A 15,230-nucleotide genomic window follows, 5' to 3' on the forward strand; every position below is an offset into this window, starting at 1 on the left:
AGCAACTACCTTGTAGTGAGTATAGCGGGAACAGGGACAGCAAAAAAGCCCAAGCCTTTGCTTCGCCAATTCGCTATCGCTCGGGTTGCTTCCAATTCTAAACTATTTTGTTATCGTGAAATCAGAGAGATACCGAAAAAGTATCTTGTTATCTGTCCACAATCAGTGGTAGAATGTAGCACCTTCTACGAGAGTAGGGTTGCCAAGGCTTCATTGGGTCTAGTCCCTCTGCCTTTCGTGATAACGTCAGTCTGTATAAGAACGCTGCAAAGCTAACAACAAAAAATTGAATTCGGAAATTTTTTCTGCTTTTAGCTTAATTTTCACAATTAAACAGATTTTTTTTCTTCAAAAATCTACGAAAATAATTTTTTAAACAGCCAGCTAGCTCAAAGCCTGTTGTAAATCATTGATAACATCCTGAACCGTTTCCAATCCAACTGAAACACGAACCAGACCATCGGTGATGCTTACCGCCAAACGTTCATCTTCGGTTAATTTGCTGTGTGTGGTGGAAGCAGGATGCGTTACAATTGTTCGCGTATCGCCTAAATTGGCTGAAAGCGAGCACAGTTGAATTCTGTCTAAAAACTTACGGCCCGCTTCGATTCCGCCCTTAATTTCAAAAGCAACAATGTTTCCGCCCAAACGCATTTGTTTTTTAGCAATTTCATACTGCGGATGCGATTTCAGGAACGGGTATTTCACCTGTTTTACATTCGGATGGTTTTCCAAAAATTCAGCAACTTTTAATGCATTTTCACAATGTTTTTCCACACGGATTGGCAACGTTTCCAAACTTTTTGACAACACCCAAGCATTAAATGGCGACAAAGCCGGCCCCGTATTTCTTGAAAATAAGTAAATTTCACGAATCAAATCAGCACGGCCAACGGTTATTCCACCCAGAACACGCCCTTGACCATCGATTAACTTGGTTGCGGAATGCACCACCAAATCAGCTCCGAATTGAATTGGGTTCTGGATGTACGGCGTGGCGAAACAGTTATCAATAATCAGAATCAGGTTGTGTTTTTTTGCAATTTGGCCTAATAATTCCAGATCGATAATATCAACAGCCGGATTAGTAGGCGATTCTGCAAAAAGGATTTTAGTATTGGGTTGTATAAAATCCTCAATAGTTTCCGGCTTGTTGATATCAAAATAACTGGTAGTGATGTTCCATTTCGGGAAATACTTTGTAAACAACGTGTGCGTTGAACCAAAAACACTGCCCACCGAAACGATGTGATCACCTGATTCCAACAGCGCTGCGAAAGTGGAATAAACAGCCGCCATCCCGGTTGCAAAAGCATAACCCGCTTCGGCTCCTTCCATCTGGCAGATTTTTTCTACAAACTCGCTTGTATTCGGGTTTGTGAATCGGCTGTAAATATTTCGTTCTTTTTCCTCCGTGAAGGAAGCACGCATGTCTTCGGCATCTTCAAAGACGAAACTTGAGGTTAAGTATAACGGAACGGAATGTTCCAAATATTGCGAACGTTCTAATTGGGTACGTATGGCTTGGGTTTCGAAACCGAATTCTGAATTACTCATTATATTGTTGCTGTTTATTTTAATTATTTAATTTTTTCGGCTAATCGTAAAATATCACCAAAAACACCTCTAGCGGTTACGGCTGCTCCGGCTCCGGCACCTTGGATTACGATTGGATGCTCGCCATAGGATTCGGTGTAGATTTCAAAAATGGAATCCGAACCTTTGAGTTGTCCTAATGAACTTTCCTGCGGAACGGACACCAAACTTACTTCCAGATTGGCCCCGTTTTCCACCGACAAATCACCTGACAAATCACCTACATAGCGCAACACGTGATTTTCGGTTTGGTTTGATTTCTTGTTTTGATAAATCGGATTCAACTCTTCCAATTGCGAAAGGAAACTATCCACACTGCCTTCGCGGAGGCTTTCCGGGATAAGGTTTTGGATTTTCACTTCGGAGAATTCATTGATTAGATCCAGTTCTCTGGCAAGGATTAATAATTTTCGACCAACGTCATTTCCGTTCAGATCTTCGCGCGGATCCGGTTCGGTGAATCCTTTTTCAATAGCTTCCTTCAACACATCGCTGAATTTTTTATCCGAAGCAGAAAACGTATTGAACAGGTAGCTCAGTGTTCCTGAGAAAACACCTCTGATTCGGGTAATATTTTCACCGGAATGGTGTAGCAGGCGAATTGTATCGATTAACGGCAATCCGGCGCCCACATTGGTTTCGTATAAATAATTCTTCTGATAGAAATGAAGATTTTCACGCAGGTTTTTATAAAAACTGTATTCTTTCGTATTGGCAATTTTATTGGCTGAAACCAAATCGAAACCGTTTTTGATCAGTTCCACATAATTGGAAACAAAATCTTTGCTTGCAGTTGTGTCAATCGCGATTAAATTTCCTAAATGCTGTTCTTTCACTGCATTTAGAATGGCTTCTACAGATGATTTTTGAGTAGTATTTTGCAATTCCGACTCCCAATCATTAGAAATACCTTTCGAATCAAAAATGAACTGACGGGAATTTGCGATTGCGACGATATTCAATTCAAGTCCCTTGCGCTGAATAATGTTTTCACGGCTTTCTAACAATTGATTGATCAATGTTTTCCCAACTGTTCCGTGTCCGAAAATCACCAGATTTACTTTTTTAGTAATACCAAAAATCTCACTGTGGATGACATTCAACGCTTTTTTAAGTTGTTTTCGCTCTACCACCAAACTCACATTTTTTCCGGTAACAGTATTGTTGAACAAAATCGGAACTATCTGGTTGCGGATTAAAGCGTCGTAAGGTTTGTTGAAAGTGGCCAACTCCTGTCCGATGATGGAAATAACCGAAACATTTTCAGTTAGGTAAACGCAGCTCACATCTTGTGTATAGAAATCCAATTCAAATTCTGCCTCGATTGCATCTTTGGCTTTTTGTGCGTCTTTCGCATCCACCACCAAACCAATACCACGCTCGGATGAACCTTGTGAAATAATGCTCACACTGATGTTATTTTGAGCCAAAGCCCTGAAGATTCTGGCATCAATTCCCGGTTTCCCCAGCAAACCGCGTCCTTCCAGATTTACCAACACAACATTCTCCAAAACCGAAAGCGATTTGATTCCCTTTCTTGAATTTTCGGCATTGATCAATGTTCCGTTATGCGTATGGTTGAATGTGTTTAAAATTCGTAACGGAATTTTCTTTTCTATCAACGGAATTATAGTTTTTGCATGCAGGATCGTAGCTCCGAAAGTAGCAATCTCATTGGCTTCCTCAAAAGAAAGCTGATCAATTTTTTTGGCGTCCGGCACTAAATCCGGATTGGCAGTAAAAATTCCGTCTACGTGAGTGAAGCTTTGCAATTCTTCGGCTTCAAGATAATTAGCCAATAACGAAGCAGTAAAATTACTTCCGTTTCTTCCTAAAGTAGTGGTTTCGTCATCCGTACTTGAAGCGATAAAACCAGTCACAATGTTTACTGTAGTACCGCTGTTATTTTTGAAATGCGCCTGCACATTTTTACGGGAAATAGTGTCTACCGGCTGGGCGTCTCCAAATTTGGCATCGGTTTTAATTAACTGGCGTGTATCTGCTAAATTAGCGTTCACTCCTTTTTCCTTCAAAGCTTGAGTTATCACTTTACCGGAAATCACTTCGCCTTGGGCCAACACATTGTCTTTTATCTTTTTGCTGTAATCCCCCAAAAGTGCCACACCTTCGAACAATTTTTCCAATAGTGTGAATTCTGGCGTCAAATCAACCGAAGAATTGCTTTTCTGGTAGTTCTTGAAATTCTCCAATTGCTCGCGGTAGACTTCATTCTTCTTGGCTTTTTCAAGAATTTCTTCCAATTCATCCGTAGCATTACCGATAGCGGAAACAACCACTGCGATTTTCTCCTGCTTGTTGACTTTATCTAAAATGATGCTTATTGCTTTATCGAAACCTTCGCCATAGGCTAAAGACTTTCCTCCGAATTTTAATATTTTCATGCCAGTACTGTTGCTTTTAGTTTAGTTGTTGTAAAAATGTTTTTCAAAATGTTTCCTAACTGCTCAAATTCAATTAAAAAAGCGTCGTGTCCGTGAATGGATTGTATTTCCTGATAAGATACCTGACTTGTTACTTTCCTAAGCATTTTGTAGGTTTCCCTATTTTCTTCAGCAGTAAAGAAATAATCGGAATTCACTCCCACCAAATGAATCTTAGCTGAAGTTTCTTCTGCGAAAGCCAGTAGTTGTTCACTATCCATGTCTTCCCCAATGGTTTTCAACAGATGATTCATCAATTTGTAGGCCGCCAATTCAAAACGGCTTTCCAGTTTTTTTCCGTGATGCTGAAGCCAACTCTCGATCTGATACAATTCCTGCCCATCGTTTTTAGCACGGTTGAATTTCGCTTTCAGTGATTCCGGTGTTCGGTACAATAACATAGCGTGCATTCGGGCATCGTGGATTGGATTTTTGGAGTTGTTGAGAATCTGATCCTGCACCAAGACATTCGCAATCAACCAATCCGAAGATTTCCAGTCGGAAGCTATCGGAATGAGATGCTTAATACTGTTGGGTCTCAGAAAAGCCATTTCCCAGGCAATACCACCGCCAATACTTCCGCCAATCACTGCAAAAAGGTTTCTAATATTTAACGAATGAAGTCCTTTCCAGAAAAGTTTAGCAATGTATCTCGTTCCAAAATCTTTATAATTTCCGATTAGATTTTCCGGGTTCCCGTCAAAACCATTTCCCGGAATATTAAAAGAGATTACGGTATAAACATTCGTGTCGATAGTTTTATTTTCACCGATTAACTCATTCCACCAGCCTTTTTCCCCTATTACCTGTGAATTTCCGGTCAACGCATGATTCACTAAAACCACGGGTGCGGTTCCGATTGCCTGTCCAAATACCTGAAAGTACAATGGTACCCATCTTTTATTTACTCCATTTTCAAGAGTGAAATCGAAAACATCTGTTCTTTGTAGTCCGTTCATTTTTTATCCACTTTTTAAGACAACCAGCTTTTGCAACACAGAAATATCTTTTTTCAGCCAGTTATTATTTACCTTTTCTCCTTTTGATTTAAAAAAATCTGTTTTTCGTATTCAACAAAAAAACCCCTGCGGAGTGCAGAGGTTTTAGCTGTGAATTTTATACTGATTAAATTAAGCATACAGCATCCTCTGCGGATAGTTCCCCAACATCATATGCATCATCATTCGCTCAATTCTTTTCATTTCTATTTTTTATTACGGTGCAAATTTAGACGTTTTTTCTAATTAAAAAAATAAAACAGTTATTTTTTCTAAAAAATTTCCTTTAGAAGTGTTTTTGTAGATGTTTTTTCTGTTAGCTGAAAATCAATATTTATGAGTAAAAAACAAAACTGCCTCCCTCAAAAACATATCGGGAGGCAGTTTAAAAACAAACAAACAATCTTTAACTAAGCAGCATTGTGCTGATTGTATTCTTTTAATAAAGTCAGCATGACCGGTGTGGAATTCATTAGATTATCACGCAGCGGGCATCTTTCTTTTACGGTATCTATCCATTCCTTCAATAGTGTCAGCGGCGCTTCGGAAACAGGCTTCACAACAACCTCTATTTTTCTGAAACCGGCCCTGGAACGGGTTTGCATCCCTTTTATTTTTTTAGTTTCAAGTTCACCTACAATTTCCACTTCCAGCGATTGCAATTCAATACCCAATTCTTTCGCCACAATCAAACCTACCGCATTGATACTTCCGGCAAAACCCGCAAGCAGATAATCGGTTGGACTTGGCCCTTCACTGAACTCCCCGGATACCGAATTACTGATCACCACATTGAAATCGTTGGTTTTTACCAAGAACTGGTTATCGGCCCCTGAAACACCGTTTACCGTTACTATTCTATTACTCATACCTTCTGGATATTATTTTAAACATTAGACGAACAAGAATTCGATATCCTCGGCGTTGATTTGCAGAATTAACAATTCTGAATCAGCAATTAATCCTTCACTTACTGCAGCAACTGTAGTAAATAGGCTTCCTAACAAATAACTTTGTGCGTTTTCTATTGACGATACTATCGATTTAATTCTTTTTATTTTATTTTCTAAAACTGTCATGATATTATTTTTTTATTGATTGAACTTAATTAGATGAACAGGAATTCATTTTCCTCACCGTTGATTTGAACGATTAACAATTCCGAATCAGCGACCAATTCTTCACTTATTGCCGGTAATTGATTTACTAATAAATCGTTTTGCGCATTTTCTATTGATGACACTATCGATTTAATTCTTTTTATTTTATTTTTTAAAGCTGTCATGATATTATTTTTTTATTGATTGAACTTAATTAGATGAATAGGATTTCGTTATCCTCCGCATTGATTTGAATTATCAACGATTCCGAATCAGCCACCAACTCTTCAATCTCTTCAGTGAATTGACTTCCTAACAAAGTATTTTGTGCATTTTCTATTGACGATACTATAGATTTAATTCTTCTTATTTTATTTTTTAAAGCTGTCATGATTTATATTTTTTTATCGATTGAATTTAATTTGAAATAAAAAAGTCCTTTCGGATTTGTTACCAAAAGGACTTTTACAGTTTGAACTATAACTTGAGATTAACTCATCCGATATTGGCAACAACAATAATACAAGCAGTAGTGCTTACAAGCCCACTTCATGCGTTTAATAAATTTATTATTAATGATTGTCGTTTTCATTTTTTTAATTTTTGCTGTATTATTTATGCTGTAATCATTTCAAAAAAAAAGCCTCTGCAGTTTAGCAGAGGCTTAATTCTATATTTAAATTTTACTTTCAATTTAAACAATAGCGTCCTCTGCGGAAATATTCCACTTGCAAGTATGCATATAACGTTTAATTGAGTTCATCTTTTCTTCGTATTTGATGGGGCAAAATTGGAAACTAATTTTGAATTAACCAAACAAAAAAATAAATTTTAACATTTACCCTTGTTGATTACACATCTTAATACAAGTATTTATTTTTTAACAAATTTAGACGTAGCCTTACCTTGATCTGAGGCAATATCAACAAAATACACCCCCGCATTCAAGTCAGACACATTAATCTGAGCTTCTGAAACAGCACTAAAGTTATTGCTTTTCACAATGCGTCCGTTCAAATCCAAAATCTGAATATTATTTATTTGGGCACTGTTTTTAACAGAAAAATTCAAAACATTCGAAGCTGGATTAGGATAAACAGAGAAGTTCTCAGCAAAAAACTCACTGGTACCCAACGTCCTGCTCACTGAAAAAGAATCGATTCCAATGTAATCAGAATTAACACCGGTTGGCCCTCCATTCTCAACAAAATATCTAAATGCTATTTTACAATTTGTTGCCGAAGCCATACCACTTACGGTATAAGAATACTGCGTCCAAGCACCAGGATAATTAGAGGCAACCAGGGTTGGATTAATATCCAACGCTAACGTGGTATAATCCCCCACTCCGGTTGGCCCAGAAGGATTTGCCGAAGAAGCCCCATTGGCACTTATTCTCAACTGCAATCTGTCCGCATAAGCCTGAGGACTAATCGTTCTAGTATAAAAAGTTATAACATCTCCATTAACAAGACTAATTACAGGCGTAATTAACCAATTACTAATAGTCCCTGCACCAGTTACACTATTGAAATTACAAGCCGCATAAGAGTTTGCGTTTCCTGCATAAGAATTAAAAGGACCCGCAGCTGCCAAAGGAGTACCTTGAAACCAATTTGGAACCGTCCCCACAGTTGAACTTTGATTTATTGAAGACCAACCTAAACCGGGAAGGGCAGTCATATCATCGAAATTTTGCACAAGTAAATTTTGCCCATGAATTGACAAAGCAGTCATCAATAAGCCACTGAATAGTATTTTTTTTATCATACCTTATGTTTTTATAATTACACTCAAATATAGCTATATAATCCATAACAATTTTACTAAAAATGTGATTTAGTTGCAGAGTAGCCATCTTTTTAACATTTTATCCTCATTTAATTTATTTTTAATAGAAAAAGAAAAAAAACAAAATTCGTTTGCAGTTTCAATTTCTTTCATACATTTGCATCCGAAACCAGAGGAAAAATTTGAACTGATTGCAACCTCAATAAAAAATGCTAAAGCAGTACCCACTACTCCTTTAGGCAATCCCTGCAATTATTTTTCCTCACTAAAATTTAAAAATAATTAAATTATGGCTTATTTATTTACGTCAGAATCAGTGAGCGAAGGACATCCGGACAAAGTTGCGGACCAGATTTCAGATGCTTTAATCGATAATTTCTTGGCCTTTGACGCCGATTCTAAAGTAGCTTGCGAAACGCTAGTTACTACAGGACAGGTTATTCTTGCAGGAGAAGTAAAATCCAAAACTTATTTGGATGTTCAGCAAATTGCACGTGATGTAATCCGTAAAATCGGATATACAAAAAGCGAATACATGTTTGAAGCCAATTCATGTGGTGTTTTATCTGCCATTCATGAGCAATCGCAGGATATCAACCAGGGAGTTGACCGTGCCAGCAAAGAAGAGCAAGGCGCCGGTGACCAAGGAATGATGTTTGGTTATGCAACCAACGAAACTTCTGATTACATGCCATTGGCTCTGGATTTATCCCATAAGTTATTACAGGAGCTTGCGGCTTTACGAAGAGAAAATTCAGCAATCACTTATTTACGCCCTGATGCAAAATCTCAGGTAACGTTAGAATACGACAACAATAACAAACCGGTTCGTATTGATGCTATCGTAATCTCTACACAACACGACGATTTCGCTGCAGAAGCTGAAATGTTAGCTAAAATCAAGAAAGATATCATCGAAATTTTGATTCCGAGGATTATTGCAAAATATCCTCAATATGCACATTTATTCAACGATAAAATTCAGTACCACATTAACCCTACCGGAAAATTCGTTATTGGCGGACCTCACGGAGATACAGGGTTAACAGGAAGAAAAATTATCGTAGACACTTACGGTGGAAAAGGAGCTCACGGAGGAGGCGCTTTCTCTGGAAAAGACCCTTCTAAAGTAGACCGTTCTGCAGCATACGCTACGCGTCACATCGCTAAAAACCTTGTAGCTGCTGGAATCGCTGATGAGATTTTAGTTCAGGTTTCTTATGCAATCGGTGTAGCAAAACCAATGGGAATCTATATCAATACTTACGGAACTTCTAAAGTAAGTTTAACCGATGGGGAAATCGCTAAAAAAGTAGAAGCTATTTTCGATATGCGTCCTTACTTCATCGAACAGCGTTTAAAATTAAGAAACCCAATCTACAGCGAAACAGCCGCTTACGGACACATGGGACGTAAACCGGAAACTGTTACGAAAACTTTCAAATCACCAGGCGGGGAAGAGAAAAAAGTTACCGTAGAATTATTTACTTGGGAAAAACTGGATTATGTTGATCAGGTAAAAGCAGCTTTCGGATTGTAATTCCAAAAGTTTAAACATAAAAAAACCATCTGTTGTTGCAGATGGTTTTTTGTTTTATTCAAAGGTGGCAAAAAGAATAAAAATCACTACTGACAATATCAGAAATACTATCATCGGCTGGTACTTTTTCAAGTCAAATATCCCATTCTTTATCTCGTAATTCCATCGATACAAAACAGAAAGAGCAGATACTATTACCAAGCCAATAACAGCGATGGCACTTTCATCCGAATAGTTCTCCTTTATCAAAATACCTTACTGCCAACATCAACCCAAGACTAAATAGGGTTATTCTTTTCGTGACATTTACCATTTTTTCGTGTTTGCTTTCCATAGCCATAATCTATAAAGCATATTTCAGGCTCAGGATCAAATAACGCGGCTGAACAACATAGGTTGAAAAACTGCTTATTCCTCCCAACTGCTTAAAACTGCTCTCATTAATCGATTTAGTATCCAATAAATTCGTTCCTGACAATTTCCATTCCCATTTGCTGCCCTTCTTTTGATACATCAACGCTGCCGATAAGAAATCGTATTCGGTATCCGACGTTCCTTTTTTATTTCGGTTGTGATAGAAGGAATACTCCGAAGTAAATGAAAATGCATCAAGGAAATAATACTCTAATGTTACCGATGGGCTGTCAACATAAAATATATCGTTGGAAAAATCGTTAACCGTATAATTGTATGCAAACTCAATGTTCGGAATCTTTTTAAAATTGGTTGAGAATTTCAGGTTATAATTTTGCGTAAAGGATTCGGTAGTCTGTACTTCATTTAGATTATCCTCGAAATCTGAATCGTCGCCAACACTAATGTTATTAAACTTACTCCAATTCAGGCTGGCACCAAAAGAAGCCTTGTAATAACGAAGGAAAGAACGCCCATAGGTACCGCTACCTGAAATAGTCTCGTCGGCAAAATTCGAATTCATGTTAACCGATGACGAAACCTGATTATTTCCCACGAACAACACTTTACTCTTTATCGCATCGATTTGTTTAGTATAGGTAAGATTCGCAAAAATATTTTCAAAATTAAACATGTTGTATTTAAAATAACGCAGGGAATGCACCTGAGACAATGAGTTCTCTAACATTCGATTCCCTTTAAAGAAGCTATTGTAATTTGAAAACACGTAACCCTCGGCCAATTTATTAATATCTGTAAAATTATTGGCCATGGTGTAATTATATGTCAATGTTTCCGATTTTTTCAACTGCCATAGCGCATAGAAATCAGGCAGGAATCTGCCGAAAGAATTTTTGTTTGATGTCCCAAGTTGCTCATCATTAGTCTGATAATAATGTACGCTGAATCCCGGATTAAATGTAAATTTTCCGGTCATGAACTTATAATGCAGCGCTGCAAAAACATCATTAAAAGCATAATTCACATCATTGTTATTGGTCTGATCATTCAGGTCATTCTGCGAACCACTATCCAAAATCTGAAAAATATGGGAGTTAAAGTTCTGATACGAGTAGGTATTCCCGAAAGTAAAATTGATATTGCTCTTTGGTGTTACCATGTAATAATAGTCCAGCTTAGCGTCTACCTTATTGGTTTTCACAAAACGATTTTGGGTGATGTCATTTCGATTTTCATCCGTATCATAACCTGGCAGTAAACTAGGCTGGCCGGGTACATCTACAAATGGCAAGAAAGCCAAATTTGCATTATAGAACGGGTCTTCGTCCTGATACAAATGCTGCATTTCGAAAGCAAAAACCTGCTTATCGTTTAGTGTATAATAGTAGTTCAGATTTTGATTGAAAGAGAATGGGTTTTGTTTCTTTTGCGAATAAACGTCATTGTATTGCGGAACCGAAATTCCGTTAAGAGTCGTTACCGAATTAGATATCAACGACGTATTTTCATCCTGTTTAGAACTTTTAACCAAAGCATCGTAGTCGAAATGCACTTTTTCCGAAGGCACATAACTCGAACTCAATTTTAAAAAGCCTAATTCACTGTCTTGTTTGGTAGACGAAGTTTCGTCATTGAATGTGGTTGTATTTAAACTTTCGTTGATACGCGTCGATTTTACATTGGTCAGCAAATCGGTCTTACTTCCCATCAACACACCGAAACCACTTATTGTCCATGCTTTCGAAGGATTATAACTGAAATTGGCCGCTCCGAATTTGGTATCGATTTCCTTTGCCTGATTGTTTCGCAAACCCATAATACCCAAATCGTTGGAAGCCACATTAAAACTTGTTCCTCCTCTTCGCATCATGTTTTTGAATCCGCCGGTAAACTTGAAATAATCCTGCATTGTGAGCGGCAATTCACCTATATTATTAAAGTTCCCGATGACATTCACACTGTATTTCGGATTGTAGTAAAACAGCTTCGGATTGATAATGTGCCGGTCTTCTTCATGACCTACACCAATACCCGCGGTCATGTCACCAAACCAGAAGTTCTTTTTCCCTTCTTTCAGCTTGATGTTAAGCGCCACATTTTCCTCATTGTTTTCGAGCCCTTTCAGATTGCTGACCTCATTATAATTTCTCAGTACCTGAATTTTGTCCAAGGCATCGGCCGGGATGTTTTTAGTTGCAATTTTGGTATCGCCATCGAAGAAATCTTTGCCCTCAACCATAATTTTCTGCACTTTCTTTCCTTCCACCTGGATTTCACCGTCCTTGTTCACTTCCACACCGGGCAGCTTCTTCAGAACGTCTTCCAGTTTTCGTTCCGTACCGTTTCTGAAGGAATCTGAATTATAAATAATGGTATCACCGCTAATAGAAACAGGCATTTCCTTAACGATTTCAATCTCCTTAAGCATAGTACCTTCCTTCAGAACAATGTTTCTAACGATGTTTTCTGTTCCGGTTTTTATAGTGGTTTCATAAGGTTGAAACCCTACATAACTTACTTTTATGTCGTAGACAGCATTAGGATGCAATGAAATCTGAAAGCGTCCTTTTTCATTGGTAATGGAATAGCCGTCCATAGCTTTTGTAGCCTGATTCACAGCCATAATATTGGCCATTTCCAAGGCTACGCCGGTCGTATCTTTGATAACTCCTTCAAATTTCACATCCTGCGCGAAAGTGATTGTTGTTACAAGGAGCATAACAACAAAATATATGTTTTTCATAAATTGTATTAGAAATAAAAGATTAAAAGGTTTAGACTATCAAATTAATGCCCCATTCTAATCATATTTCTATTTCCTCCACCTTGTGTTTGCCATTGCTCGCGCATTTCTTCCATTTTCTTAGTTACGATTTCATCGTATTCTTTTTGCTTAACAACCTTTCCATTTTTAGACGGTTTGATTTCCACCTTATCTTTAGAATTCATCACCAGTTTTGAACACATGATTACGGTTTTGCCATCGTTGACTTCCAAAATCAGTCCCGGTAATCCCCAGTACCCTTCAGGTCCTTGATTGATTGGGATTTCAGGAGTATACCATGCCGTAATTTCAATTTCCTTCGGCATATCAAATTCAGACATCATGAAACCTCCTCGTTTTTCCTTGGAAGCCTCTTCTTTCTTGACTTCCTCACCTTTTTTAGCTTCTCCTTCTTTTTTAGCCTCTCCCTCTTTTTTAAGACGGGCATTTCTAAAATCAGAAGCATCTACCGATTTGATTGCCGTAGCTTTAAAACAATTATAATCACCAATTTTTTTGGTTTCGCCAGTCATTTTCCATTTCAGTTTAGGCAAGGAATCAACGATCAAAAATTCTTTTCCCATGAATTCCTTATCAACGGTATAGGTTTTCTCTTTTACGTTTTTATAGTACGTCCCGCCGCCGCCCATCATGGAACTCATCATTCTCATTCGTCCCGCATTTTGACCCGGAGCCTCTAATTTTTCTTCTTCTTTATAAATCGAACTGGTTTTATCAAAGTTAAGAATGAACGTTTTTTCGAACATTTTTTTCATACGCTCTTCCATCATTTTTCTCATTTCCGGAGTAATATCTTTGTTTCCGTCCATTCGGGCTTTAAATTCGGCTGTGCTCGTTTTGGATTCATACACGGCCATCCCTTGGAATTCCTGAGCAAAAGAAGCCACAGAAGAGCAAAATATCGCAATTAATGTCAACGAAAATTTTTTCATAATTTCTAAAGTTAATTAAGACTTATAAGACGTTTGAAACACTGTTTTGTTACAAAACTCCCTATTAGACTACAATTATTGCAAAAGGTTTAAAACAAAAAAATATTCTAAAAACAAGCTCCTACAATTATAGTTTTCCTCGTTATTTTTGTAATTTGTCATGCTATGCTTAATCTTTTAAAAATAATGCTCCTCCTATTTTTCTCTTTCGGCTTCAGCCAGGAGAAAAACATCAGCCTTGCATTTATCTCTTCGGAGAAAACCGATGCCGATTCATTTGCCGGCCGGGATGCCTTTGGTTTTAATTACTACGTAAAAGACAATGTTTTAAAAAAAGAAAGCAGCCAGAAAAAACAAGAATACAAGAACCTGGCTTTAGGAAAAATCGAAAAAGTCGACCTACAAAATCCGCTGCAACTGGTTTTGTTTTACAAAGAAATGAATGCGGTGGTTTTATTGGACAACCAGCTGAATGAAACGGTAAAAATCAATTTTTCGGAAGCCAATCCCGAGTTGCAGCCGCTGTGGGTATGCATGGCTTCTCAAAATCAACTCTGGCTATTTGATTTCGCTACACAGAAACTAGGGCTATACAATTATCTCAAAAGAACATTCAACCCCATTACCGTAGTTTTTGAATCACCCATTGTTAAAACCCAATCCGACTACAATTATTTTTACTGGATAAACAAAGAGAATCAGTTGTTTGCCTCAAACATTTTCGGCAAGATAAATTTCCTCGGCAATGTTCCGGAATATGAAAGCATGCAGATTGTATCTTCTAAACAATTATTGTTAAAAAAAGGCACAGTTTTAAGTATTTACGACTTAGGAAAAGAAACTTCACAAATCCTTCCACTACAAGAAAAAAGCATTGAAAGTTTCTATTACAGAGAACAAATTTTATCTATTTTTACCGACAACGAAATCAGGAATTATAAACTAATATTACCATAATGCATATAGCTGTAGCAGGAAACATTGGTGCCGGAAAAACGACTTTAACCCGACTTTTATCAAAACATTACAAATGGGAACCGCATTATGAAGATGTGGTTGACAATCCGTATCTGGATGATTTTTATCATTCGATGGATCGTTGGTCTTTTAATTTACAGATTTACTTCCTGAACAGCCGTTTTCGCCAGGTATTGCAAATCCGTGAAACCGGGAAAAAATTCATTCAGGACAGAACAATTTATGAGGATGCTCACATTTTCGCTCCCAATCTGCACACTATGGGACTGATGAGCAATCGCGATTTCGAAAATTATTCCACCCTGTTTGAAATGATGGAGAATCTCGTAGGAGCCCCTGATTTATTAATTTACCTAAGAAGCTCCATTCCAAATCTTGTAGGACAGATTCACAAAAGAGGACGTGAATATGAAAACACTATTTCAATAGATTACCTGAGCCGATTGAACGAACGATACGAAGCATGGGCCCAAACCTACAACAAAGGAAAATTATTGATCATTGATGTAGACACTACTGATTTTGTCAATAACCCGGAACATTTAGGAAACGTAATTAACCGAATTGATGCCGAAATAAACGGATTATTTTAAAACAGAAAGCCTCGGATTTTGAGGCTTTTTTTTGTACCTTTATGTACCTGTCTACCAAAGAATTCAAAAGTTTATTGAAGGTTAATTTAAAGTCATTGGGT

The 15,230-nt window shown here is 37.6% G+C and carries 13 protein-coding genes and 1 riboswitch; of the genes, 3 read left to right on the forward strand and 10 right to left on the reverse strand.

Annotation, left to right across the window (positions count from 1 at the left end; all coding sequences use genetic code 11):
• Positions 1–145: 145 nt before the first annotated feature.
• Positions 146–247, reverse strand: a riboswitch (SAM riboswitch).
• 137 nt (positions 248–384) lie between these two features.
• The 8 genes from FEDK69T_RS12795 to FEDK69T_RS12820 form a co-directional block, all read right to left on the reverse strand.
• Positions 385–1,557, reverse strand: coding sequence for a trans-sulfuration enzyme family protein (locus FEDK69T_RS12795; protein WP_023574597.1), 1,173 nt, complete (start codon positions 1,555–1,557; stop codon positions 385–387).
• A 23-nt stretch (positions 1,558–1,580) separates the two neighbouring features.
• Positions 1,581–3,998: a bifunctional aspartate kinase/homoserine dehydrogenase I gene (gene thrA / locus FEDK69T_RS12800; RefSeq protein ID WP_035630707.1), complete on the reverse strand. Its 2,418-nt coding sequence runs from the start codon at positions 3,996–3,998 to the stop codon at positions 1,581–1,583.
• Positions 3,995–4,996 carry an alpha/beta fold hydrolase gene (locus FEDK69T_RS12805; RefSeq protein ID WP_023574599.1) on the reverse strand — a complete coding sequence of 334 codons (1,002 nt, stop codon included), beginning with the start codon at positions 4,994–4,996 and terminating at the stop codon, positions 3,995–3,997. Before FEDK69T_RS12805 ends, thrA begins: the two co-directional genes overlap by 4 nt.
• 449 nt (positions 4,997–5,445) lie before the next feature.
• Positions 5,446–5,904 (reverse strand): OsmC family protein, encoded by a 459-nt coding sequence (locus FEDK69T_RS12810; RefSeq protein WP_023574600.1) that lies wholly within the window; start codon positions 5,902–5,904, stop codon positions 5,446–5,448.
• A gap of 24 nt (positions 5,905–5,928) precedes the next feature.
• A complete protein-coding gene (locus FEDK69T_RS12815) occupies positions 5,929–6,114 on the reverse strand; it encodes a hypothetical protein (protein ID WP_023574601.1) in 186 nt (61 codons plus the stop codon).
• 29 nt (positions 6,115–6,143) lie between these two features.
• Positions 6,144–6,320 carry a hypothetical protein gene (locus FEDK69T_RS15885; RefSeq protein WP_023574602.1) on the reverse strand — a complete coding sequence of 59 codons (177 nt, stop codon included), beginning with the start codon at positions 6,318–6,320 and terminating at the stop codon, positions 6,144–6,146.
• 29 nt (positions 6,321–6,349) lie between these two features.
• Positions 6,350–6,526 carry a hypothetical protein gene (locus FEDK69T_RS15890; protein WP_023574603.1) on the reverse strand — a complete coding sequence of 59 codons (177 nt, stop codon included), beginning with the start codon at positions 6,524–6,526 and terminating at the stop codon, positions 6,350–6,352.
• 482 nt (positions 6,527–7,008) lie between these two features.
• The gene (locus FEDK69T_RS12820) at positions 7,009–7,905 is read right to left on the reverse strand and encodes a T9SS-dependent choice-of-anchor J family protein (RefSeq protein ID WP_023574604.1); all 897 of its coding nucleotides are present in this window, start codon (positions 7,903–7,905) and stop codon (positions 7,009–7,011) included.
• A gap of 310 nt (positions 7,906–8,215) precedes the next feature.
• On the opposite strand from FEDK69T_RS12820, the gene metK reads away from it, so the two are divergent.
• Complete coding sequence (gene metK, locus FEDK69T_RS12830) at positions 8,216–9,466, forward strand: methionine adenosyltransferase (RefSeq protein ID WP_023574606.1); 1,251 nt, start codon at positions 8,216–8,218, stop codon at positions 9,464–9,466.
• Between the two features lie 343 nt (positions 9,467–9,809).
• On the opposite strand, the gene FEDK69T_RS12835 is transcribed toward metK, so the two are convergent.
• Complete coding sequence (locus tag FEDK69T_RS12835; RefSeq protein WP_023574608.1) at positions 9,810–12,584, reverse strand: TonB-dependent receptor; 2,775 nt, start codon at positions 12,582–12,584, stop codon at positions 9,810–9,812.
• Positions 12,585–12,628: 44 nt separating this feature from the next.
• Complete coding sequence (locus tag FEDK69T_RS12840; protein ID WP_023574609.1) at positions 12,629–13,558, reverse strand: GLPGLI family protein; 930 nt, start codon at positions 13,556–13,558, stop codon at positions 12,629–12,631.
• A 186-nt stretch (positions 13,559–13,744) separates the two neighbouring features.
• On the opposite strand from FEDK69T_RS12840, the gene FEDK69T_RS12845 reads away from it, so the two are divergent.
• Positions 13,745–14,515, forward strand: coding sequence for a hypothetical protein (locus tag FEDK69T_RS12845; protein ID WP_051385143.1), 771 nt, complete (start codon positions 13,745–13,747; stop codon positions 14,513–14,515).
• Complete coding sequence (locus FEDK69T_RS12850) at positions 14,515–15,129, forward strand: deoxynucleoside kinase (protein WP_023574610.1); 615 nt, start codon at positions 14,515–14,517, stop codon at positions 15,127–15,129. The genes FEDK69T_RS12845 and FEDK69T_RS12850 overlap by 1 nt, the downstream gene beginning before the upstream one ends.
• The last annotated feature ends 101 nt before the right edge of the window (positions 15,130–15,230 follow it).

Origin of the sequence: Flavobacterium enshiense DK69 (assembly GCF_000498495.1) — a bacterium.
Lineage (GTDB): Bacteria > Bacteroidota > Bacteroidia > Flavobacteriales > Flavobacteriaceae > Flavobacterium > Flavobacterium enshiense.

What these genes read in the sequence shown, in the direction of transcription:
- FEDK69T_RS12795 (WP_023574597.1), bottom strand. Translation starts at nt 1,557, where the DNA reads ATGAGTAATTCAGAATTCGGTTTCGAAACCCAAGCCATACGTACCCAA.
- thrA (WP_035630707.1), bottom strand. Translation starts at nt 3,998, where the DNA reads ATGAAAATATTAAAATTCGGAGGAAAGTCTTTAGCCTATGGCGAAGGT.
- FEDK69T_RS12805 (WP_023574599.1), bottom strand. Translation starts at nt 4,996, where the DNA reads ATGAACGGACTACAAAGAACAGATGTTTTCGATTTCACTCTTGAAAAT.
- FEDK69T_RS12810 (WP_023574600.1), bottom strand. Translation starts at nt 5,904, where the DNA reads ATGAGTAATAGAATAGTAACGGTAAACGGTGTTTCAGGGGCCGATAAC.
- FEDK69T_RS12815 (WP_023574601.1), bottom strand. Translation starts at nt 6,114, where the DNA reads ATGACAGTTTTAGAAAATAAAATAAAAAGAATTAAATCGATAGTATCG.
- FEDK69T_RS15885 (WP_023574602.1), bottom strand. Translation starts at nt 6,320, where the DNA reads ATGACAGCTTTAAAAAATAAAATAAAAAGAATTAAATCGATAGTGTCA.
- FEDK69T_RS15890 (WP_023574603.1), bottom strand. Translation starts at nt 6,526, where the DNA reads ATGACAGCTTTAAAAAATAAAATAAGAAGAATTAAATCTATAGTATCG.
- FEDK69T_RS12820 (WP_023574604.1), bottom strand. Translation starts at nt 7,905, where the DNA reads ATGATAAAAAAAATACTATTCAGTGGCTTATTGATGACTGCTTTGTCA.
- metK (WP_023574606.1), top strand. Translation starts at nt 8,216, where the DNA reads ATGGCTTATTTATTTACGTCAGAATCAGTGAGCGAAGGACATCCGGAC.
- FEDK69T_RS12835 (WP_023574608.1), bottom strand. Translation starts at nt 12,584, where the DNA reads ATGAAAAACATATATTTTGTTGTTATGCTCCTTGTAACAACAATCACT.
- FEDK69T_RS12840 (WP_023574609.1), bottom strand. Translation starts at nt 13,558, where the DNA reads ATGAAAAAATTTTCGTTGACATTAATTGCGATATTTTGCTCTTCTGTG.
- FEDK69T_RS12845 (WP_051385143.1), top strand. Translation starts at nt 13,745, where the DNA reads ATGCTCCTCCTATTTTTCTCTTTCGGCTTCAGCCAGGAGAAAAACATC.
- FEDK69T_RS12850 (WP_023574610.1), top strand. Translation starts at nt 14,515, where the DNA reads ATGCATATAGCTGTAGCAGGAAACATTGGTGCCGGAAAAACGACTTTA.